Consider the following 21,142-nt stretch of genomic DNA (forward strand, 5'->3'; position numbering starts at 1 on the left):
AAGAATAGAAAGTATATCCTTAACCTTGGCAGTTTCTTTCAGAATGCCAGTGAAATATATTTAATCTCTAAGTATTCCTCTATTCCATAATGACCGCCTTCACGCCCTAGACCGCTTTCTTTAAAACCGCCGAATGGTGCCTGTGCTGTCGAAGGAAGTCCGTCATTCAATCCAACAATGCCATATTCCACACCTTCGGCAAGTGCAATAGCCTCTGCAATATCCGTGGTAAAAATATAAGCTGCCAGCCCGAATGGTGTATTGTTTGCCCGCTCGATTACTTCGTCTGTTGTTCGGTAAGTTGTGATCGGTGTGATTGGACCGAATGTTTCCTCATTCATGCATTTCATGTCTTCTGTAACATTCGTTAATATCGCCGGGGTAATAAAATAGCCATTTTCTTCATTTAGTCCGTTGCCCCCCAGCACTAACTGGGCTCCCTTTTTCACCGCATCATCAAGTTGGTCCTGCACTTTTTTTAGCGCTGCTTCTTTAATAAGGGGACCCACATCATTGCCTTTCACCAAACCATTCCCTGTCTTTAGCTTAGCAACCTCTGCTTTGTAGATTTCAATAAAAGGCTTTTCGACGGATTCATGGACGAAGATCCGATTGGCACAGACACAAGTTTGCCCGGCATTGCGGTACTTAGAAACGATTAACCCTTTTGCAGCATCTGCTAAATCAGCATTAGCAGTAATAATGAACGGCGCATGTCCGCCAAGCTCAAGCGATACCTTTTTCACTGAATCAGCGGCCTGGCGCATTAATAATTTCCCCACTCTTGTGGAGCCGGTAAAAGAAACCTTTCGAATCCTGCTGTCTGCCATCCAGGCTTCTCCGATTTGTGCGGCATCTCCGGTCACGATATTTAATACTCCATCCGGGATTCCGGCCTCATTAGCTAATTGGACAAGGCGAATCGCTGTCAGCGGCGTAAGTTCTGACGGTTTAATCACAGCTGTACAGCCGGCGGCGATTGCCGGTGCCACCTTGCGCGTAATCATCGCTGCCGGAAAATTCCATGGTGTAATGGCGGCTATGACACCAATTGGCTGTTTCTGCACAAATAATCGTTTATTCGGTAAGGATGCCGGGATGGTCTCACCGTATATTCGCTTACCTTCCTCAGCATACCAAGAGATAAAGCTATTCGCATATACGACTTCGCCTAAAGCTTCTGGTAAGGGCTTGCCTTGCTCAGTTGTCATGATTTCAGCAATTTCTTCTTTATGCTTGTCTATAAGATGAAACCAATTCATTAATAATTGACTGCGCTCAGCTGCTGTTTTCTTCGCCCATATTTTAAAGGCGCGTGCAGCAGCATCTACGGCATGTTTTGCTTCCTCTGCTCCTCCATTTGGGATCGTTGCAATGATTTCGAGAGTTGCCGGATTGTTCACTTCAATCCTGTCATGAGCATCTACTTCTTTTCCATTGATAATCATCGGCCAATGTTTCATCAGCAAGCACCTCATTTTCCCCTAATTTGCATACTACTAACCTATCTTTACTATTCTGGAAAATATTTATTTTACCTGCAATGAATTGCGGAATTCGCGTCACAGAGGCAACCGGATTTTATCCATTTTTGCAGAAAAGTTGAAAGTGGCCGATATATGGGGTAAAGTGGCCGATATATTCGTAAAAGTGGCCGATATTTTGCCTAAACTGGCCGATATATGGGGCAAAGTGGCCGATATATCGGGCAAAGTGGCCGTTATCTTCCCCAAACTGGCCAATATCTCCCTAAAAGCGGCCAAGAACTCAAGAAGACAATTGGCTGACAGCAAAAAAAGCTTGAGAGCTGGGGATTTCCCCTTCTCTCAAGCTTTCTTTTAAAAAATTATCGTATAGCGTCCTTCATATTTCGGACATACTCCACTACATGAGGGACACATCTCTCACCATATTGGGCGACGATTTTCACAATGGCACTCCCAACGATTACGGCATCAGAAATACCTGCCATTTTACTAGCTTGCTCAGGCGTTGAAATACCAAATCCAATCGCACAAGGGATATCCTTCACTTCTTTCACCGCTTTAATCATCCCTTCCACATCATTGCTGATTTCAGAACGGACACCTGTTACCCCCATCGATGAGACACAGTAAATAAAGCCCTCAGCCTCACGGGCAATCATTTGAATACGATCATGGGATGTCGGGGCAATCATCGAAATGAGCTTCACATCATATTTTGTACAATATGGCTGCAGCTCTTCTTTTTCCTCAAACGGTGTATCCGGAACGATGACCGCATCAACTCCAACCTCCTGGCAGTTTTTCATAAACCGGTCTACCCCATAAGTGAAAACCGGATTAATATACGTCATAAAGGCAATGGGAACATCGCATTTCTCACGGATGCGTTTCACCATGGCAAAAATTTTATCGGTTGTTGTGCCGGATGCAAGAGCACGATAATCAGCTTCCTGAATAACAGGTCCTTCTGCAACTGGGTCAGAAAAAGGAATTCCTAATTCGATTAAGTCGGCACCGGCCTCCGCCATTTGCAGCACTAATTGCTCCGTTATCTCTAAATTTGGATCGCCTGCTGTAATAAATGGAATAAATGCTTTACCGTTTGCAAATACTTTTTCTACTTTATTCATAGATTTGTACCCCCTTGTAGCGTGCGATTGCCGCCACATCTTTATCTCCCCGGCCTGATAAACAAATGACCATGATTTGGTCCTTGTTCATTGCCGGTGCTAGTTTCTTGGCATATGCAACCGCATGGGCGCTTTCAATTGCCGGAATAATTCCCTCTGTGCGGGAAAGATATTCAAATGCTTCTACTGCCTCATCATCCGTAACAGGGACATATTCTGCCCTGCCGATATCTTTAAGGTTCGCATGCTCTGGTCCTACTCCTGGATAATCGAGTCCGGCTGAAATGGAATATACCGGAGCAATTTGACCGTATTCATCCTGACAGAAGTACGACTTCATCCCATGGAAAATACCGACAGTGCCGGTCGCCATTGTGGCTGCTGTTCGATCTGTCTCAACTCCAAGTCCTGCAGCTTCGCAGCCAATCAGGCGAACTTGCTTGTCTTCAATAAAATGATAGAAAGTCCCAATAGCATTGCTGCCTCCGCCGACACAGGCTACTACTGCATCTGGAAGCTTTCCTTCTATTTTATTTATTTGCTCCTTAATTTCCTGACTAATAACAGCCTGAAAATCACGGACAATTGTCGGGAACGGGTGAGGACCCATTACTGAACCCAATACATAGTGAGTATCGTGAACACGCTGTGTCCATTCACGCATCGTTTCATTTACCGCATCCTTTAAGGTCTGCGTTCCGCTCGTTACTGCATGCACCTTTGCTCCTAACAGCTCCATCCGGTACACATTAAGCGCTTGGCGGTCGGTATCCTCTTTACCCATAAAGATTTCACATTCTAGTCCTAATAATGCCGCGGCTGTAGCTGTGGCCACCCCATGCTGTCCGGCACCTGTTTCAGCAATGACACGCGTTTTGCCCATCCGTTTTGCTAAAAGCACCTGTCCAAGGACATTATTGATTTTGTGGGAACCCGTATGGTTTAAATCCTCCCGCTTTAGATAAATCTTCGCTCCGCCCAAATCCTTTGTCATCTTTTCAGCGTAATAGAGCATCGATGGCCGTCCGGCATAGTTGTTCAATAAATCATTTAGCTCTGCTACAAATTCCGGATCATTTTTATAATGATTGTAAGCTTCCTCCAGTTCAATAACTGCATTCATCAGTGTCTCAGGCATATATTGCCCGCCATGGATACCAAATCTACCTTTTGACATACTTCTCATTCTCCTTTAATAAAGATCATTTATAGTGCATGTTGAAATACAATCGTTTCCACTACTAAAAAAAACAATAAAAAAAGCCTTTATCCCAATAGAAAAAGGGACAAAAGCTTTGTGACTTCTGCGGTACCACCCAAATTGACGAAAAATCGTCCACTCTTTGTGTATACAATCATATACACCCCATTGATAACGGGCAGGATCCCGTAAGCGCCTACTCTCCTCAGATTTCAGGCTTCCCTCGCAAGTCCATTCAGAATCATCTTTGCATCCGCCTTTCACCAAACGGCGGCTCTCTAAGTACAAGTCATAATCCCTACTACTCTTGTTCACTGGTTTATTATTTATGAATATTCTAGCACTCTCTCTTCCTATTTGTCTACAATAATTTTCTTTCGTTCGCTGCCATTTCTTCTCTAAAAATATTATTTTGACAATTTCTTAAATTTTACAAATTACTAAATAACATTCATAATTAAGAAATGCAGCTTATTTATTTGAAAGGAAGAATAGTTGAAATGAAAGTAACGCATGACGTTGAAAACATTGACTACGTTAAGCTGGGAAATGTGAATATCATCACCTTTGTCCTATTTTGGACCGGTTTGGTCGTTTTATGCTCCTTATATGTGACGATTCCACTCCTGCCGAAGCTGTCTGAGATTTATCAAATATCTGTAAGCCAGGCAGCTTGGGCAGGGAGTATTTTTTCCATCTGCTTTGCAGTTGGCTGTTTATTCTTCGGGGCAATATCCGACCGTTACGGCAAAAAAAATGTGATGGCGCTCGGGCTTGTTGGTTTAGCGATTGTGACCTTTATGATTGGTTTATCTGACAGCTTCAGCCAGCTAGTTGTTCTACGAGGAATTCAAGGGGGATTGGCAGCCACTTTTTCACCAGTGGCCCTTACTTATGTGGGTGTGATGTACCCGCCAAAGAAAAGGGTAACAACGATCGGAATTATTAGCTCCGGGTTTTTAATCGCCGGCATCGTCGGCCAGCTTATCTCAAGCTTCATTACCGCTCTGATTAATTGGAATACGGTATTTTTCTTTTTTGCCATTGTTTATATTTTCACCTCTATTTTTTTATGGATTGTCATCCCAAAGGATGGCATGGCTGCAAAGGATCAGGATCTTTTTGCCATTGTGCGGAAGTTCAAAATTTCCTTTTCGCATAAACCGCTTATTTTATGTAACAGCATCGGGATCATGGTGCTTTTGACCTTTGTCGGAATGTATACCGCTTTAGGCTATTACTTGAGCACGTCTTTTCAGTTTGATGATCAGAAGATATTCTATGTCCGCGCTGCCGGAATATTCGGCATCATTCTATCCCCGTTTACCGGGAAATTCGTGCAAAAATTCGGCATGAAAAAAGTTTTGACCTTTGGCATGCTTTGTTCCATTATTGGATTATTCTTCATGGGATTGGGTCAAAGCTTGCCTATCATTATTTTCATGAGCATTCTCTTTGTGTGCGGAATAGCCATTATTGTGCCGTCGATGCTGGCGCTGGTCGGGCAGTTAGGCGGGAATGAGAAAGGCGTCGCTACTTCAATCTATACATTTATTTTATTTATCGGAGCGAGCCTTGGTCCAATTATCGCCACTTTTATCTTAAAGACGGGCAGCTCTACGATGCCATTCTTCGTGTTTGGTGCAATCTTGACTGTAGGAATAGTTCTCTCGATTATGATTCATTCCTTAACAGCACAGCATATAGAAAAAGAACTAACTAATTAAATAATAAGGAGGTCTCCAAAAGTCGTATTTCCGACTTTTGGAGACCTCTTTTTTGCATTTTAATCGTTCAAAGTATAAATTAAAAACCGTTCATACGGTACTGATTCATACAGATCCGGCAGCCTGACTTCCTGTTTTAATTGGAAAGCCGTGTCGTTTTCAAGATAAAAAATATAATCATCTGAGGCAAAGTATAAAATCAGCGTAATACCACGCGGTGTTTCTTCCACTGAAAGCAGAATATGATTGATTACTTTCATAAAGATTTGGACCGAAAAGGGATTAAAAAAGTAAAAAACATTATCTGCGGAACTAATGGGATATTCTTCGGCTAAACAACGGATAAAACGAATCTTCTCCAGCGGTATTTTATTAATCTTGTAATACGAGCTTAAATTATCCATCGCTTCCTGATAAAAGGTTTTATTCATTTCAATTCCGGCTACTGACGCATTAAACATATGATGAATCAAAAAATTCAAGCGCCCCTTGCCACAGCCGAAGTCAATAACAGAGTCACCTTCCTTTAACGGGTATTCATTGAATAACAGCTCCAAAGCACTATAAGGGGTTGGTTCATAGCGATGATAGTGGGATGAAGAATTAAAAATCTTTTGTACACCAGCTGTATGAATATTTAACAGCTGATCATAATACTGTTCCTTATCTTTCATTTTTTTGCACCTCATAATCCTGTCGACAGCCATTATACTATATTTTCCCCTAATGAATGCTTCGTTCAAGCTAAATTTCGAAAAAAAAGAGAAGCAGCTCCCTGCCTCTCTCCAAATAAATCTGTTGTCATGTATTTTACTCTTCATGTTTATTTACGTTCTCGCCGCTCTTTACTAAAGCAGGCTGATTGTCTTTAGGACCGCTGCTGCTATCCTCATGATTACTCTTTTCATTTCCATTACCATTGTTTCTATTGTTTCCATTATTTCCGCTATTTCTATTGCCTTCAGTTTCATTTTTATTTTCTTCTGGCTTATTATTATTCCTATTGTTTTCTTTCATTTTTGGTTCCTGAACTTTTTGATCCTGATTGTTTGACGTTTCCTCGTTAGCGGGAATAGCCGGGGCATTTTCCTGTTTGACTTCTGCCGGTATTTTTAGGTCTTCTTGTTGTTTTTCTTCTTTTTTGCGTTGTCCTGGAGATATTTTCGTCTTATTTTCCTCAACAGCTTTTGGCTGTTCTTTCTGTTTTTTCGCTTCAGTTTGAACAGGATTCTCAACTGGTTTTGATTTCTCTGTCGCTGGTACAAATTTCTTATTCGCCTCAGCGTTTGTATTACTTTCTTTCTGTTTCTGTTTCTGTTTCGCTTCAGCCTTGGCATTATGTTCCTTCAGTTTCTTTTCTTTATATAATCCTAGCGTCAGTCCTTCATCTACTGCCTTCTCCCGTTCGGATACAGTTCCTTCTACAATGGTGAGTTCAAGCTTTTCTGCCGAAATGACTTTCTGAATTTCTTCCACTTCTTTCTTCCAGCTATCCTGTTTTTCGGCATCCTCTTCGGCATACACACTCGCTACGACCATTTTCTGTTTATCCTTCATATAACCCTGCTTTTTTATCTCATCGATAATGCTGCTTACAACATTATCAGCATCTTCACGTTTCCAATCTTGAATTTGATTAATGACCTTTTCACCATCATCATTATAAGATTTTAACTCAATGACTTGATATTTCTTGTTTACCCCTAACTCGATACTTGGGTTGATATCAATCGATAAATAAGCATAAACTTTATTATTTTGATAAACCGGTAGGATAAATAAGAATATGAGTAAAAGCGCGGCTGTAGCCGGCCATAAAATTCTTCCTTGAAAGGCAGGAAAAAAAGAAGCCTTTTTCTCCTGTGTTACAGGGGTAAACATGATCTCCTGACCAATTTGATAATGAGGGTTTTCCTTCCGGGCCCGCAAAAATTCGCCTTCCGGGGTTAAAACCGTTAAAAAACGTTTATTGACCTCCATTATAATTCCCTTTTTCACGTTTCCAGCACCCCTTTTAAATAATCTTTGAGATACACATAATCCCCAATTAAAATAAGGGAAATCGCAATAATATACTTTCTGTTTCGCTCAATCGTTTTCCTACTGATGGGTACAAATCCCTCCAGTTCTTTGATCGGAAGCCGTTTCTTCTCTAAAAAGTAAGTTATTAGTTTCTCATTTTCAGTCAATATCTTTGCTGTCATAATCGCATTTCTTCTCGCATCCTCGTGCTTTGGAGAGTTTTCAAGCAGGTCCTGAAAGGAGAGATCAAATTGCTTCATCACTTCAGTAAATTGTAGAATTTCCTCTTTTCTTAAATTCTCATCTGTTTTCCTCTTAAAACTTTCAAAGGATAACTCAGTTTCTATTGATGTACCTTCATATTCATCCTCGCAAGCTTTATAACTATTATCCAGACTTACCGTTTCATATTTCGACTGACTACGGATATAATCGATTACTCTGCGTTTGATTAGCAGCTCTGAAAAACTGATTAATGAAGCTCCTTTTTCTGAGTCATATTTTTGAATCGCTTCATTAAAAGCAATAAGACCAATGCTAAATTCATCGTCAGATTCATGTATGTATCTTTTACAGACAGAAGATACCGTCTTGGCAATAAAGGGTCTGTAAGAATCAATCAATTCATTATGTAAAGTCAAATCACCTTGTTGGATAAGTTGTATTTGTTCCTCAAGTTTTCTTTTTCGTTTTCTCGCCATAAACAATAAACTTAGCAATAGCCTCACCTCAATTCTGAAAACATTATATCATAGGAGTAATCCATCATTTCTCATGAGCGGCTATTTATAATCGCACAAAGGACCCGAAAAACGGGCCATTGTGCGATTCTTCACTGAAATATCAATTTCAATTTCCTCTATTTACCTATTACTCAGGTTTATTTCCATTATGATTTTGTTTCATTTCAGCTTGTTTCTGTTTTGCTTCTTGCTTGGCCTCGTTGCGAATCTCTTTCGCTTCCTGCTTCGCCTCTGTACGGATTTCCTTTGCTTCCTGTTTAGCAGTCTCTTTGATTTGCTTTGCTTCTTCTTTTATCTGTGCTTTTGTACTGTTAACAGGTACTTGTGGTGCTGGTGCTTTTTCCGAAGAAATTGCTGCAGGTGCTGGTACCGGATTAACTGGTGCTGGAGCCTCAGTCTCTTCCACTGTTGCAGCAGGCGTTTCGGTTTTAGTTTCAACTGCAGGTGCTGTTGTTACTGCTGATTCCGGATTCGTTACTTCCGAGGTTTGCGTTTCTGTTGTGGTTTCGTTTTCAACAACTGCAGACTCCTCTTCCACTTCAACTGCTGGTTTTTCCTTTTTCTTCGCCTTACGTTCTTGTTTTGCTTCTAATTTAGCGATCTTCTTAGCTAATTTGGCATAGCTTTTTTCGATATTTTTTTTCAACGCTGCTTTTGCTGTAGGATTTTTAACTTTTTCCATTGCTGCAGTGAGGGCAATAATATTCTGCGAAATCAATTCTTTTACTTCCTTTATACCTTCTTCGTCAGTATCACCCGCAGTTTCTTCTTCTGCCGCATTGTCATCTACAGATGCTGTATTATCTTCATCAGCAGCAACCTCTTCTCCAGATGCTGCGTTATCTTCATCAACAGCAACTTCATCTTCAGATGCTGCGTTATCTTCATCAGCAGCAGCTTCATCTTCAGATGCTGTTGTGTCTTTATCAACTGTACTTTGATCATTGTTTGTTTCTGTTGTTGCTTCCTCACCTAGCTGACCTTCTGATCCTTCAAGATATTCAAGGGCTTTTTTAATCGTCTCTAGTGCCTCATCGTCTTTTCCTTGGGCAAAAAGAGCTTCAGCCTCGGCTAAACGTTCTGCCGAAAATTCTGCAAGTAATTTCGCCTCTTTTACATCATCAAATGTAAAAGCTAATTGAATTTTTTCAAAAGCAATTTTTACAAAATAGAATACATCTCCAGGGACAAGGGAAGGAGCTTCTGTATTATCTTCTACCGCTGATTCATCTGTAGCACTTGTTTCTTCAGTATTTGCTGTTTCATCTGTTGAGCTTTCAGATGAAGTTTCTGTTCCGTCTGTATTATCTGCAGCTGTACTGTCTGTTCCCTCCGCTGTCGCATCATCAGCAGCTTGAGTTGTATTTCCATCCGTTACTTCTGTAGTATCTTCAGCCGCAGTTTCCTCCGCAGTCAGACTAGAAGGAAATTGTACTGTTTCGTAGTCTTTACTTTGATCATTCTCTTCGGCTGAAAATGAGATCGGAGAAGAAAATGCATATGTACCGGCAAGGACCATCGCCAACGCTGTTTTTCCAATCCTATTTAAATGTTTAGTAGATAAGTATTTCATAATAATATTCACCTCTGTAATTTTTCCGCGATCGCTTTTTCACTATAAGAATACGAGATGGGTGACTTTTTTATGTGGGTGGAAAATATAGGAGGAATATAAAAAAATTCAGGCATTGCCTCGAAAGACAACACCTGAATAATATTTTTAAAAATTATCGGGATACTGGTACTGAAAAACGTGCTAATCTCGTATGAAGCGAACCACATGAGATGAGACTTTCCATTTGTTTTTCTATTCCTTTTTATTTTTCTTCTTTATCTTCTGGCTATTCAGAGATACTAATTCCTCAGCTGCTTCAATGCTTGTCTTTGGCCGAAGCTGCTCAAGGTTGTATGCTGGCTTTCCTTCCACAGTAAAAGCAGTCTTTTTTCGAGTTTGGACAATCCAATAGATCAGCGAATAAAAAACGAGCAAAGCCAATCCTGCTGCAAGACCTACTCCCTGCCCCTCAATAAGCGGCATACTGGCAATGATGACAAAAATACTGATTAATACAATCCAGGAAGAAACAGGATAACCGGGAAACTAGCATTTTCCTTCCGGTGGACAGCCATTTTTTCTGCGCAATTTATAATGGGCCGCTACAATCACTCCATATGTAAAGAGTAAGGCAAAACTTCCTGAACTTATGAGAAAAACATAGACCTGTGCGGGCAGAAGCAGACCCATACCCAATGCAATCAGCATTGCTGCACCTGAAAAGAGAATCCCTTTGTATGGTACATTCCCCTTTCCTCTTATCCATGAAGGTGCATAACCCCCATCTGCGAGAGAACGAATCATTCTTCCCAGACCAAACATCGCTGCGAGCATAGTTGAAAGGATTGCAGTAACAAGGACCATATTCATGACATTTCCGGCCCATCCCTGCCCTTGTCTCATTAACGCCGCAACCATCGGGCTTACATCCCCCGTCAAGGAGCCTGTCGGAATTAAAGGCAGCAGTACCACAACAGCTGCAATATACAGTCCAATTAAGCCAAACACCGTATAATTAATCGCTTTAGGTACAGTTTTTGCCGGATCCTTTGTTTCTGAAGCAGCCAGACCGATAATCTCAAAGCCGGCAAAAGCAGATACAACCAGCAGCATACTGCCGGCTATTCCTCCAATTCCATTAGGGAGTATCGGCTCAATAGCTAGACTGCCGGCACCAGCTTCTGGATTGCCTGGTATTAGCCCGAAAATTAGCAGGGCACCGAAAATAATAAAACCAATAATGGCTAGGAGCTTAACAGCCGAAAGTGCACTTTCCAGCTTGCTTAAGCGTTCTGCACCAAGAAGATTTAACAGGGTCACTGCGACAATAATGAAAGAACCGACAAGCGGCAGGGAAATCCCAGGTAACCATCCCTGCAAAAAATAAGAAACAGCTGTTGCCTCACTTGACATAGCCAAAACAAGCCCTGTCCAATATACCCAGCCAACCACAAATCCCAATGAAGGACCGTAGGCTTTTTCAGCATATGTACGAAATGATCCAGGCGCTGGGTCGGCAACGGTCATTTCCGATAGAGCATAAAGAATAAAATAAGCTAAAATACCAGCAAGTATAAAGGAAATAATGACTCCCGGACCCGCTGCCCGAATTGCTAGTGCTGAACCCAGGAAAAACGAACCCCCTATTACTGTTCCTAATGCCATCATTGTTAACTGCCATGTTGACAAGCCTTTTTCCACGATCAGCCCTCCAAATAATCTTTAACATTAGTATGAGCAAATCAAAATCAAGTTATGAAATGCATTTTACGAAACATTTTATTTTCCTAGGCAAATATCCAGGTAAATCATAGTTTATCTGAATAATCAATACATTATCCTGAATCACCTATTAATCTTCCATAATACAGTGCTATAATGACGTAAATACAATTTCAATTATTTTTTCTTTAGAAAAACGCAATTAGAAATTTACAATTCTGTGAATTGTGATATAATCTTAATAATTCTTATAAGTTAAGTTGGTTTTTAAAATTCTTAAATACGATAAACAGACACGTTTATTTTATAAATGATAGAAAAGGATGGGATAGCAATGGGTGAGATTTTATTAAAAGAAATAAATGAAGCAATATTGAATGACTACCATTCAGTGGTTGATTGGCGAAGATACATGCACCAATGTCCCGAACTATCCTTTCAGGAAGAAAAAACAGCACAATACATTCAAGAAAATCTGCTCAGCTTTGGGCTTGAGGTGAAAACCAATGTGGGCGGTCATGGTTTAATTGGAATTCTACATGGAGTACATCCAGGAAAAACAATTGCTTTAAGAGCAGACTTTGATGCCTTACCAATCCATGATGAAAAGGAAACTCCCTATAAATCACAAACATCAGGTGTCATGCATGCATGCGGACATGACGGTCATACAGCAGCCTTGCTAGGTACCGCGAAGGTCTTAAGCCAGTTCCGCCAAAAGATAAAAGGAAAGGTTGTTTTTATTTTCCAACCTGCGGAAGAAACACCTCCAGGCGGGGCAAAATTCATGATTGAAGATGGGGTGCTGGACGGGGTCGATTATGTTTTTGGCGCTCATTTGGATTCACAAAAACCTTTGGGGAAAATAGCACTTGGCGAAGGATTTCAGATGGCTGCTGTAGATAAATTCGCTATTCATATCCAGGGAAAAGGCGGTCATGCCGCACGTCCGCAGGATTCCGTTGATTCTCTTGTAGTTGGAAGTGAAATTGTAAGTGCCCTGCAGAAGATTGTCAGCCGTGGTGTAAGCCCGCTGGAATCTGCGGTTGTTTCAATCGGTGTATTCCAATCAGGCAGTGCCTTTAATGTAATCGCGGATAAAGCTGTATTGGAAGGTACGGTCAGGACCTTTGACAGCGATATCCGCAAACATGTAGAAAGACAATTCCGCACCATTCTTGACGGAATTACCGCAGCCTACGGAGCTGCCTATTCACTAGACTACTTGAATGGCTACCCTGCTTTATATAATCATGTGGAAGAAACAAGGACGGTAAGGAACTTACTGAGTGAGGAATTTTCGGCGGATAATATTTTAGCCTTGGAACCATCTATGGGCGCAGAGGACTTTTCTTACTATCTGCTTGAAAAGCCCGGAACTTATTTTAAAGTAGGTTCTCAGGCAAATGAAGCAACAAGCTACCCGCATCATCATCCTAAATTTGATTTTGATGAAAGGGCCTTATTAAATCTGGAAAAGGCATTTGTTAAAATTGTCTCTCATTACTTATTTTAGAAAAAAGCAGCCACTCAAAACTAATTGAGTGGCGTTTTTTCATTTCTGATTGGTTATGCCGGATACTTTTCCGCAATGGTTCTCTTCAGCTGCCTCCTGGCCCGGTATAATCGCGTTTTGACTGTTGTTGATTTCAATTGGAGCACGTTCGCAATCTCAGCTTCCTTCATACCATACTCCAATTTTAACAGAAGTACAGCCTGATAGGATTCTGATAACTTGTGAATGGATCGGTTCAGTTCTTCTTTAAAAAGCCGGATTTCTACCTCTGATTCAGTATTTTTCCCCATACCGGATTTCTGATAGGAATACTCAAGCAGGGATACATCAGCTGATGCCCAGTTCCGCCGTTTGTCAACCCGTTTAAAATCAATCGCTGTCCGAACCGTTATGGCATTCAGCCAAGCTCTGATCTTTTCTGTATCCTCGATCGTGTCGATTTTTTTATAAACCTTTATAAATGCCTCTTGAACAATATCCTCTGCTTCATACCAGTCTTTGACAACCATATAGGCTAAATAGGTTAATCGTTTAGCATTTGCTCTGTACATTTGATTAAAATCAACCATATCAGCTTCTCCCCTCCTCAGACAAAAAATGTCCATTCTTTTTAACGGAAATGCTCCTTCACAAATTGAGGTGCATGAGATTCGTCCATATATACAACATCAACCTGTTTCCTTCCGCTATAATGGATAACGGCAACATACCGATGTTTTTGCAGCCAGCCTGTTGTACACTGCAACAGTTCGTCCATTTGTTTTTTATCCTCTACTTTTAACATATCTGCCCGATTTTCGATCTCATCTGCAATCTCCCTTGGGTCCATTTCAAAATAATGATTGTCATCCTTTACTATCTGGATCGAAGCGATATCATCCGGTTTGGCACTGATCTTATCCAGCAGGTCTTTTTCAGTTAGCCATTGAAGGGTCCCCTTATAAGAAGGTGCTAAAGGCAAATAAACAGATTGTTCCTGATTAATAAAGAACTCCACAGAAGCTCCGTAGTTTTGATAATAGATGCTGTCTTCATACGATGCAGCCAGTACATCTTTCCGGTAGATTTTAACAAATTCCTCTATGTCCTCACGATTATTAACCGAAATACGGTCAGGAAATGGACCTTGAGTTGAGATGCTAAAGAAATCAACATCCTTTGCGTCCAGGTGAAAAATCATTTGCGAAGTACGCTTATATTCAGCAGATTCCTGGAAGGTCTTGAAAGACTTAGCAAATTTCTCACGATCTACACTATACTGACGAATCACCTTCCGCCCGTTCTTCAATTCATAATAGAAAAATGCCTGTTCCTTAAATTGACTTTCATCTGATTTTACAAGATCTTTATTTTCTATAATCTGCTGATGGAGCTTGCGCACTGCTTTAATATTACTTTTCTCCTTTAATGGTTCGGGAATAAATCCAACTCCGTTATAAGTGTTATTTGCAAAAACATACGGTGTATCCGTAAAAAACACATGTTGAATCTCGTCCTGCTCTGGAACATGATTTTCATACATGTCTAAAACTTGAATTCCCACTAGCACAACAGCCAAACTGGCTCCATATATCAGCAGCCCTTTGATTTTGCGGAACACTCTCCACGTTTTTTGCAAAACCATTTCTGCAGCATAATAACCAATCACAGTTCCAATGAGATAGCCTAAGCTCAACCAACTGGCACGGTTAACCTCTGATATGTCAGCGAAATACACTCCGCCCAGCAAGGTGAAACAGAAGGTCATACCATATTTAAAAACAATGCGAATCTTTGGAAAAGCTATCGCCTCTGAGGCACTTTCTATCATTCTCTTTTGATAGAAATATAGTGATAATCCATATAAAATAAGCGAAACAACGGCATATGCAAGTGTTATTTTCCAATGCAGAATGCGTTCATCAAGCAATGCGATAAAAATGAGCGGCGACATCTGCTCAATATTGCTATTTAAATAATAATCCATTGGAAAGCCGAACCATAAAAAATAGAGATTTGACACCAATAGAGCTATAAAACCTGCCGGAAACAAGAGAAGGATATAAGTTAAAACAACCTGAACAACAGAAATCCCGGTCATCATCGCTACAAATACTCCTGCTGTATACATAACCAAGTTTAATAGAATTGTAGTTCCTGCCCAAATAAAGATGTCCTCCATTTGGAAATAAGCACTCAAATCGATCAACTGATATAAGGCGAGCACGATAAATGCAGTAAGCACAACAGGAACAGTTAAACCCACGATTCCACTTAATGTGAAATGGGAAAAGATTTTCCCCCTCTTTAGCGGAAGACTGTGCATCATCTCCGCAGCCTGCCTTACATGAAGAAAGCGGAATAAAAATACCGCCATTATCACAGGAACGATTATCAAAAGTGCTACTTGAATTTGCATATTGTATTGGAATAAATTCTCTATTGGCTGAGGCTGAAAGTTAATCCTTCTATCATTCGCATACCTGCTGTATATATCCAGCGGCAGAGCAAACAGCAGTCCAAGAAAGTAAATAATCGGGATCCAGCCCGAGCTTCGAACAGTCTGCTGGATTAATTGTTTATTTAACCACGATGTTTTCGATGGCATAGCCGATGTCCCCCATTTCATAAATAAAGATTTCTTCCAGCGTAAGCGGCAGCATATCAAAGATGATCGGATTTGACCGACGGATGTTCTTAACCACTTCGGCTTCTTCCCCTCTAACAATGTAAAGATGGACACTTCCCCTCTTTTCAGTATGTAAAATATTTAAATTATCCAATAATTGTTCTGGAACCCCTTCGTTATAAGCCACCTGAATTTTATGGATATCCTCTTTCAGTTCATCCAAATCTTTTTCAAAGATCATTCGTCCTTGATGAATCATCCCGATATGATCACAAATATCTTCTACTTCTCGCAAATTGTGAGAAGACATAAGAATGGTCATTTCCCTTTCAGCAACATCCTGAATCAAAATATTTTTCACCCTTTTCCGGACAACCGGATCCATTCCATCCATCGGCTCATCAAGAATTAAAAATTCCGGTTTGGCTGACAGAGCCAGAATAAAAGCCGCCTGCCTTTGCCATCCTTTGGAAAAGCTGTGGAGCTTTTTATTTACATCGAGCCCAAATGACTGTGCCAAAAGCCTAAACCGTTCATCACTCCACGCCCTGTAGACACTTTTATAAAAGTGGGCCATTTGTTTAGCCGTATATTGCGAGAAAAAATACGGCTGGTCCGGAATATAAAAGAATCTCTCCTTCAAACCTGTATTTTCAAATACAGTCTCCCCATCAATCGTCACAACGCCTTGATCCTGCAAATAAATTCCCGCAAGCAGCTTAATTAATGTGGTCTTCCCGGCACCATTTGACCCAATCAAGCCATATATAGAACCTTTATGAATCGATAGACAAATATCTTCGATTGCCATTGATCCAGCAAATGACTTACTAGCATTTTCCACTTTAATCATTCTGCACCCCTCCCCTTTTTTCTGTATCCAAGTTTTTAACCATCTCGATCAATTCCTCTGCAGGAACACCGAGATATAAAGCCTCCAGCACCAATTTCTCGATCTCCACTCTAATCTCCTTAATTTTGTCCTCATCCTTTGAATAGCTGCTTGGATTCACATAACTGCCTTTTCCCTTTTGTGAGTAAATAAACCCCTGGTTTTCCAGCTCCCGATAGGCTTTTTGGATTGTATTCGGATTAATGGTCAACTGTTGTGCTAATGTCCTGACCGATGGCAGCTGCTCATCCGGCTTAAGCACTTCATTTATGATTAGCTCTTTTAGTTTATCGACAAGCTGCTCATACATCGGTTTTCGGCTTCTCATATCAAGCTCAAACATCGTGACCCCTCCCATCTATCTCTCAAGTGTACTATCCGTATTAACTGTATTAAGTGTACTACTATTTATAATACAGTTTGATTATATCTCTACCTTTTGGAAAAATAAACCCATTTTTTATATTTTTCTTTTGTTTTCTTAATTCCTGGCACTGGTATACGAAATTTTTTTAATTAAAAGAAAATATAATGTTGACAATTCCGCCCAACTTTTATAAGATTTTAATAAATAAATGAAAAAGAAGCACAGAATGGGGAACACCACCGAAAGGGTGTAGGCCCCAGTCTGTGCTTTTTTTGTTAAATTTTTTACAAGGAAGTGAAATTAATGAAGATAAATGGCAGTTTAGTAGAATTAAAGGAAGCTCAAACACTATATGATTATCTAATTTCCCAAAGTTATGATTTAGCGGTCATTGCTGTTGAGCGAAATGGTGAAATTGTGCCAAAAGCAGCCTATAAAGAGGTCCTGTTGCAGGATGAAGATACGATGGAAATTGTCAGATTTGTCGGGGGTGGTTGATCAATGAGAATTACATTAAATGGAAAAGAGTTGGATACAGTCTGCCAAACTGCATTTGAAGTGCGCGAACAAAGCGGCAGCGCCACAGACATCGTTATCTTAAACGGCTTTCAAATTGCAAACGACAGTAAACTATCAGAAAATGATGTGCTGAACATCATCCGTAAAGGCGTCATGCCTGATGAGGAAGAGTTGGAAAGCATGATGGTTGCGCGTCATACTCCATATGTTCACCAGCAGCTTAAAAATGGCAAGGTGGCGATCGCCGGGCTGGGCGGTCTTGGCTCCAATATTGCGGTTATGCTGGCCAGAATTGGTGTCGGACAGCTGTTATTAGTTGATTTTGATATTGTCGAACCAAGTAATCTGAACCGGCAAAGCTATTATGTAAGCCATTTAGGAAGACATAAAACAACGGCACTAAAGGAACAGATTGAACAAATAAACCCATTTATTAAGGTAGAAATCAAAACGGTTAAAATCACTGAGGATAATGTAACAGAGCTTTTTGCGGGCTATGACATTATTTGTGAAGCTTTTGATAAAGCAGATCAAAAATCAATACTGATCAATTCTGCGCTGGAACAGCTTCCGCAGGTGAAAATCGTGTCTGGCTCAGGTATGGCCGGCTACGACAGTTCTAATTTAATTCAGACAAGAAAATTGATGAACCGGCTTTATGTGTGCGGCGATTTAGAAAACGCAGCAGGAGTTGGAAAAGGGCTGATGGCGCCAAGGGTCAGCATATGCGCCGGGCACCAGGCTAATATGATTTTACGAATATTAATTGGAGAAGAAGAAGTTTAGAAGAAAGATATAGGAGTGGAATAAAAAATGAATGATACATTAAACATTGGCGGACATGAGTTTCAATCAAGATTTATTTTAGGATCAGGCAAGTTTTCTTTAGAAATGATGAAAGCAGTCATTGAATATGGAGAGGCTGAAATCGTTACATTGGCCTTACGACGGGCCAACTCAGGCGGCGAGGAAAATATATTAAACTATATTCCGAAGAATATCACCCTGCTTCCGAATACATCGGGTGCGAGAAATGCTGAGGAAGCGGTCCGAATCGCCCGTCTCTCAAGAGAACTTGGCTGCGGTGATTTTGTTAAACTCGAGGTTATTTCTGATTCAAAGTATCTGCTTCCTGACAACTATGAAACTGTGAAAGCGACCGAAATCCTTGCTAAAGAAGGATTTATCGTGATGCCTTACATGTATCCGGATCTATACGCAGCCAGAGCATTAGTGAATGCCGGAGCAGCTGCTGTTATGCCTTTAGGTTCTCCAATTGGCAGCAACAAAGGGCTTAGCACAAAGGATTTTATCAAAATTTTAGTAGATGAAATTGACCTGCCGATTATCGTCGATGCCGGTATCGGACGTCCTTCCCAAGCCTGTGAAGCGATGGAAATGGGCGCGGCTGCAGTGATGTGCAACACTGCCATCGCCACGGCAAACAATGTGGCCTTAATGGCAAAAGCCTTTAAGGATGCAATTGAAGCCGGTCGTTCCGCTTATCTCGCCGGTTTAGGAAGAGTATTAGATTTTCATGCGGAAGCATCAAGTCCTTTAACAGGATTTTTGGAGGATTAATGACATGGTCAGAAAAAAAACAGATCATATGCAATATCAAGATGGAATGGAAATCATCGAATCAGACATCATGGAAAAGGTTTTAGCTCTTGCATCAAGCTATGACCATGCACAATACACAAGTAGAGATGTGGAGAAAGCCTTAAGTAAAGAACAGCTTTCTTTAGACGACTATGGAGCGATCCTTTCCCCTGCCGCTCAGCCCTATTTAGAGGTGATGGCAAGAAAGGCAATGGCCGAAACGAAGAAGCATTTTGGAAATTCTGTTTCACTCTTTACGCCTTTATATATTGCGAATTATTGCGAAAACGAATGCACCTACTGCGGATTTAAAGCGACAAATAAGATCAACCGCGCAACTCTTACTAAGCAAGAGGCAGAGGATGAACTAAAGGCGATCGCCGCAACGGGGTTAGAAGAGATTTTAATCCTAACCGGTGAATCCCGCTATAAATCAGACGTTGAGTATATTGGCGAAACGATAAAATTGGCAGCAAAATATTTTTCAACTGTAGGAATTGAAATCTATCCGTTAAATTCCGATGAATATGCCTACCTGCATAGCTGCGGTGCAGACTTCGTCTCCGTTTACCAGGAAACCTATAATACGGATACATATGAAAAGTATCATTTATGGGGCTCGAAACGGATTTTCCCATATCGCTTCAATGCCCAGGAACGGGCGATCTTAGGCGGAATGCGCGGAGTTTCCTTTGGAGCATTACTAGGTCTGGATGATTTCCGTAAGGATGCCTTTGCAGCAGGTCTGCATGCACATTTGATGCAGCAAAAATATCCGCATGCAGAGATCGGCTTCTCTGTACCGCGCCTGCGCCCTTATATTAACAATGCAAAAAATAACCCAAGGGATGTGCATGAAACACAGCTGCTGCAAGTTATGCTTGCTTACCGCTTATGGATGCCATTTGCCGGAATTACGATTTCGACAAGAGAACGGGCCGGATTCCGTGATCATGTAGTGGGAATGGTCGCAACAAAGGCATCTGCCGGCGTAAATGTTGGGGTTGGCGGTCATGATGAAGAGCAAAAGGGCGATCAGCAATTTGAAATTTCAGATGAGCGTTCTGTGGCTGAAGTGCATCAAATGATCGTGAACAAAGGGTTGCAGCCTGTCTATACCGATTATATCCGGGTGTAGAACATATGCTGATCTGTGTAACCAACCGCAAGCTTTGTCCAGATGATTTTCTCAAGAGAATCGAACAAATAGCTTCCGGGAGACCTCATGCCATTATGCTGCGGGAAAAAGATTTGCCGAATGAGGAATATGAAGCTTTAGCCTCTAAAGTACAAGAAAGATGTGCAGCCCATCAGGTTCCGCTGCTGATCAATCAAAATATCGACGCAGCCATTCATTTAGGGCTGCCTGCGATCCATTTATCGATGCACCTTTTACGAGAACACAGAAAGGAGATCCGCTCCTTTCAACAAATAGGTGCTTCCGTTCATTCTCTGGAAGAGGCACTTGAGGCGCAGCAACTCGGTGCTCATTACCTAATCGCGGGACATATCTTTTCCACTGATTGTAAACGTGGTGTCCCGCCAAGAGGTCTATCTTTTTTAGAAGAAATCTGCCACCATGCTGAGATTCCTGTTTTTGCTATTGGAGGGATTACAAACGATAAAGTAAATGATGTATTCGCTGCAGGTGCAAAAGGGATGTGTATCATGTCCGAAGCCATGACCTGTGCTCATCCTTCCCACCTTGCCGGCCGATTCAAGCCTGAATATTAAACATAGCTAAAAAGCGTCCCCAACCGCGGTAAAGCATTATGCGGGCGGGAACGCTTTTATGTTTCTGTTTCTCCACTTTTGAAAATGATTGGGTCTAGAATGGACTTCTGTTGTCATAAAATTATACTATCCAAAGAATTCTTTAAATGAAGCACTTATGCTTGAACTACTCACCCCTTATCGACCACCTACTCACTGGGTCGTCGCCCTTCTCGTTCCTTGAGTTATCAAGACCTAATTTACAAAAAGTCCTGAAAATAGGGGATAATACATGTTAGTCATGTATAATATGTATTATCCTTTTATCATCTTATTAA

The 21,142-nt window shown here is 41.1% G+C and carries 21 protein-coding genes and 1 other annotated feature; of the genes, 8 read left to right on the top strand and 13 right to left on the bottom strand.

What is annotated here, in order from left to right:
• Nucleotides 1-38 precede the first annotated feature (38 nt).
• Nucleotides 39-1,463 carry an NAD-dependent succinate-semialdehyde dehydrogenase gene (locus HNR53_RS21480; RefSeq protein WP_184529941.1) on the bottom strand — a complete coding sequence of 475 codons (1,425 nt, stop codon included), beginning with the start codon at nt 1,461-1,463 and terminating at the stop codon, nt 39-41.
• A gap of 139 nt (nt 1,464-1,602) precedes the next feature.
• Here HNR53_RS21480 and HNR53_RS21485 point away from each other — a divergent pair, with 139 nt between their 5' ends.
• A complete protein-coding gene (locus tag HNR53_RS21485) occupies nt 1,603-1,842 on the top strand; it encodes a hypothetical protein (RefSeq protein WP_184529943.1) in 240 nt (79 codons plus the stop codon).
• 4 nt (nt 1,843-1,846) lie between these two features.
• Here the strand turns inward: HNR53_RS21485 and trpA are convergent, their stop codons facing one another.
• Nucleotides 1,847-2,617, bottom strand: a complete 771-nt coding sequence (gene trpA / locus HNR53_RS21490; RefSeq protein WP_184529945.1) for a tryptophan synthase subunit alpha — start codon at nt 2,615-2,617, stop codon at nt 1,847-1,849.
• Nucleotides 2,610-3,794, bottom strand: coding sequence for a tryptophan synthase subunit beta (gene trpB, locus HNR53_RS21495; RefSeq protein WP_184529947.1), 1,185 nt, complete (start codon nt 3,792-3,794; stop codon nt 2,610-2,612). Before trpB ends, trpA begins: the two co-directional genes overlap by 8 nt.
• A 102-nt stretch (nt 3,795-3,896) precedes the next feature.
• Nucleotides 3,897-4,142: a binding site (T-box leader), on the bottom strand.
• Nucleotides 4,143-4,318: 176 nt separating this feature from the next.
• On the opposite strand from trpB, the gene HNR53_RS21500 reads away from it, so the two are divergent.
• Nucleotides 4,319-5,545, top strand: coding sequence for an MFS transporter (locus HNR53_RS21500; protein ID WP_184529949.1), 1,227 nt, complete (start codon nt 4,319-4,321; stop codon nt 5,543-5,545).
• 59 nt (nt 5,546-5,604) lie between these two features.
• Here HNR53_RS21500 and HNR53_RS21505 read toward each other — a convergent pair whose 3' ends face one another.
• The 6 genes from HNR53_RS21505 to HNR53_RS21525 all read right to left on the bottom strand — a co-directional run bounded on the left by HNR53_RS21505 (nt 5,605) and on the right by HNR53_RS21525 (nt 11,566).
• Nucleotides 5,605-6,219 carry a class I SAM-dependent methyltransferase gene (locus HNR53_RS21505; RefSeq protein ID WP_184529951.1) on the bottom strand — a complete coding sequence of 205 codons (615 nt, stop codon included), beginning with the start codon at nt 6,217-6,219 and terminating at the stop codon, nt 5,605-5,607.
• A gap of 136 nt (nt 6,220-6,355) precedes the next feature.
• On the bottom strand, nt 6,356-7,543 hold the full coding sequence (locus HNR53_RS21510; RefSeq protein ID WP_184529953.1) for an anti-sigma-I factor RsgI family protein: 1,188 nt from the start codon (nt 7,541-7,543) through the stop codon (nt 6,356-6,358).
• Nucleotides 7,540-8,295 (bottom strand): RNA polymerase sigma factor SigI, encoded by a 756-nt coding sequence (gene sigI, locus HNR53_RS21515; protein ID WP_377802184.1) that lies wholly within the window; start codon nt 8,293-8,295, stop codon nt 7,540-7,542. Before sigI ends, HNR53_RS21510 begins: the two co-directional genes overlap by 4 nt.
• A 142-nt stretch (nt 8,296-8,437) precedes the next feature.
• Nucleotides 8,438-9,883 (bottom strand): DUF5667 domain-containing protein, encoded by a 1,446-nt coding sequence (locus tag HNR53_RS21520; RefSeq protein ID WP_184529957.1) that lies wholly within the window; start codon nt 9,881-9,883, stop codon nt 8,438-8,440.
• A 234-nt stretch (nt 9,884-10,117) separates the two neighbouring features.
• A complete protein-coding gene (locus tag HNR53_RS23350) occupies nt 10,118-10,348 on the bottom strand; it encodes a hypothetical protein (RefSeq protein WP_246439732.1) in 231 nt (76 codons plus the stop codon).
• A 63-nt stretch (nt 10,349-10,411) separates the two neighbouring features.
• A complete protein-coding gene (locus HNR53_RS21525; RefSeq protein WP_343065371.1) occupies nt 10,412-11,566 on the bottom strand; it encodes an amino acid permease in 1,155 nt (384 codons plus the stop codon).
• A 355-nt stretch (nt 11,567-11,921) separates the two neighbouring features.
• Between HNR53_RS21525 and HNR53_RS21530 the strand changes: the two genes are divergently transcribed.
• Nucleotides 11,922-13,103 (top strand): M20 metallopeptidase family protein, encoded by a 1,182-nt coding sequence (locus HNR53_RS21530; RefSeq protein WP_184529959.1) that lies wholly within the window; start codon nt 11,922-11,924, stop codon nt 13,101-13,103.
• Nucleotides 13,104-13,156: 53 nt separating this feature from the next.
• On the opposite strand, the gene HNR53_RS21535 is transcribed toward HNR53_RS21530, so the two are convergent.
• The 4 genes from HNR53_RS21535 to HNR53_RS21550 are packed head-to-tail and all read right to left on the bottom strand — an operon-like array spanning nt 13,157 to nt 16,946.
• Nucleotides 13,157-13,672, bottom strand: a complete 516-nt coding sequence (locus HNR53_RS21535) for an RNA polymerase sigma factor (protein ID WP_184529961.1) — start codon at nt 13,670-13,672, stop codon at nt 13,157-13,159.
• 41 nt (nt 13,673-13,713) lie between these two features.
• Entirely contained in the window at nt 13,714-15,690 is a 1,977-nt protein-coding gene (locus tag HNR53_RS21540) for a DUF6449 domain-containing protein (protein WP_184529964.1), read from the bottom strand.
• Nucleotides 15,662-16,564, bottom strand: coding sequence for an ABC transporter ATP-binding protein (locus tag HNR53_RS21545; protein ID WP_184529966.1), 903 nt, complete (start codon nt 16,562-16,564; stop codon nt 15,662-15,664). The genes HNR53_RS21540 and HNR53_RS21545 overlap by 29 nt, the downstream gene beginning before the upstream one ends.
• Nucleotides 16,557-16,946 carry a GntR family transcriptional regulator gene (locus HNR53_RS21550; RefSeq protein ID WP_184529968.1) on the bottom strand — a complete coding sequence of 130 codons (390 nt, stop codon included), beginning with the start codon at nt 16,944-16,946 and terminating at the stop codon, nt 16,557-16,559. The genes HNR53_RS21545 and HNR53_RS21550 overlap by 8 nt, the downstream gene beginning before the upstream one ends.
• Nucleotides 16,947-17,273: 327 nt before the next feature.
• Here HNR53_RS21550 and thiS point away from each other — a divergent pair, with 327 nt between their 5' ends.
• The 5 genes from thiS to HNR53_RS21575 are packed head-to-tail and all read left to right on the top strand — an operon-like array spanning nt 17,274 to nt 20,825.
• Nucleotides 17,274-17,468, top strand: coding sequence for a sulfur carrier protein ThiS (gene thiS / locus HNR53_RS21555; RefSeq protein ID WP_184529970.1), 195 nt, complete (start codon nt 17,274-17,276; stop codon nt 17,466-17,468).
• A gap of 3 nt (nt 17,469-17,471) precedes the next feature.
• The gene (thiF, locus tag HNR53_RS21560) at nt 17,472-18,275 is read left to right on the top strand and encodes a sulfur carrier protein ThiS adenylyltransferase ThiF (RefSeq protein WP_184529972.1); all 804 of its coding nucleotides are present in this window, start codon (nt 17,472-17,474) and stop codon (nt 18,273-18,275) included.
• Between the two features lie 27 nt (nt 18,276-18,302).
• Nucleotides 18,303-19,070: a thiazole synthase gene (locus tag HNR53_RS21565; protein ID WP_184529974.1), complete on the top strand. Its 768-nt coding sequence runs from the start codon at nt 18,303-18,305 to the stop codon at nt 19,068-19,070.
• A gap of 4 nt (nt 19,071-19,074) precedes the next feature.
• Complete coding sequence (thiH, locus tag HNR53_RS21570; protein WP_184529976.1) at nt 19,075-20,229, top strand: 2-iminoacetate synthase ThiH; 1,155 nt, start codon at nt 19,075-19,077, stop codon at nt 20,227-20,229.
• Between the two features lie 5 nt (nt 20,230-20,234).
• Nucleotides 20,235-20,825 (top strand): thiamine phosphate synthase, encoded by a 591-nt coding sequence (locus HNR53_RS21575; RefSeq protein WP_184529978.1) that lies wholly within the window; start codon nt 20,235-20,237, stop codon nt 20,823-20,825.
• Nucleotides 20,826-21,142: the final 317 nt, after the last annotated feature.

This window comes from Bacillus benzoevorans (genome assembly GCF_014207535.1).
Lineage (GTDB): Bacteria > Bacillota > Bacilli > Bacillales > Cytobacillaceae > Bacillus_BD > Bacillus_BD benzoevorans.

Coding starts and splice junctions, on each gene's coding strand:
- HNR53_RS21480 (WP_184529941.1), bottom strand. CDS start 1,463: ATGAAACATTGGCCGATGATTATCAATGGAAAAGAAGTAGATGCTCAT.
- trpA (WP_184529945.1), bottom strand. CDS start 2,617: ATGAATAAAGTAGAAAAAGTATTTGCAAACGGTAAAGCATTTATTCCA.
- trpB (WP_184529947.1), bottom strand. CDS start 3,794: ATGTCAAAAGGTAGATTTGGTATCCATGGCGGGCAATATATGCCTGAG.
- HNR53_RS21500 (WP_184529949.1), top strand. CDS start 4,319: ATGAAAGTAACGCATGACGTTGAAAACATTGACTACGTTAAGCTGGGA.
- HNR53_RS21505 (WP_184529951.1), bottom strand. CDS start 6,219: ATGAAAGATAAGGAACAGTATTATGATCAGCTGTTAAATATTCATACA.
- HNR53_RS21520 (WP_184529957.1), bottom strand. CDS start 9,883: ATGAAATACTTATCTACTAAACATTTAAATAGGATTGGAAAAACAGCG.
- HNR53_RS23350 (WP_246439732.1), bottom strand. CDS start 10,348: ATGCCGCTTATTGAGGGGCAGGGAGTAGGTCTTGCAGCAGGATTGGCT.
- HNR53_RS21530 (WP_184529959.1), top strand. CDS start 11,922: ATGGGTGAGATTTTATTAAAAGAAATAAATGAAGCAATATTGAATGAC.
- HNR53_RS21535 (WP_184529961.1), bottom strand. CDS start 13,672: ATGGTTGATTTTAATCAAATGTACAGAGCAAATGCTAAACGATTAACC.
- HNR53_RS21540 (WP_184529964.1), bottom strand. CDS start 15,690: ATGCCATCGAAAACATCGTGGTTAAATAAACAATTAATCCAGCAGACT.
- HNR53_RS21545 (WP_184529966.1), bottom strand. CDS start 16,564: ATGATTAAAGTGGAAAATGCTAGTAAGTCATTTGCTGGATCAATGGCA.
- HNR53_RS21550 (WP_184529968.1), bottom strand. CDS start 16,946: ATGTTTGAGCTTGATATGAGAAGCCGAAAACCGATGTATGAGCAGCTT.
- thiS (WP_184529970.1), top strand. CDS start 17,274: ATGAAGATAAATGGCAGTTTAGTAGAATTAAAGGAAGCTCAAACACTA.
- thiF (WP_184529972.1), top strand. CDS start 17,472: ATGAGAATTACATTAAATGGAAAAGAGTTGGATACAGTCTGCCAAACT.
- HNR53_RS21565 (WP_184529974.1), top strand. CDS start 18,303: ATGAATGATACATTAAACATTGGCGGACATGAGTTTCAATCAAGATTT.
- thiH (WP_184529976.1), top strand. CDS start 19,075: ATGGTCAGAAAAAAAACAGATCATATGCAATATCAAGATGGAATGGAA.
- HNR53_RS21575 (WP_184529978.1), top strand. CDS start 20,235: ATGCTGATCTGTGTAACCAACCGCAAGCTTTGTCCAGATGATTTTCTC.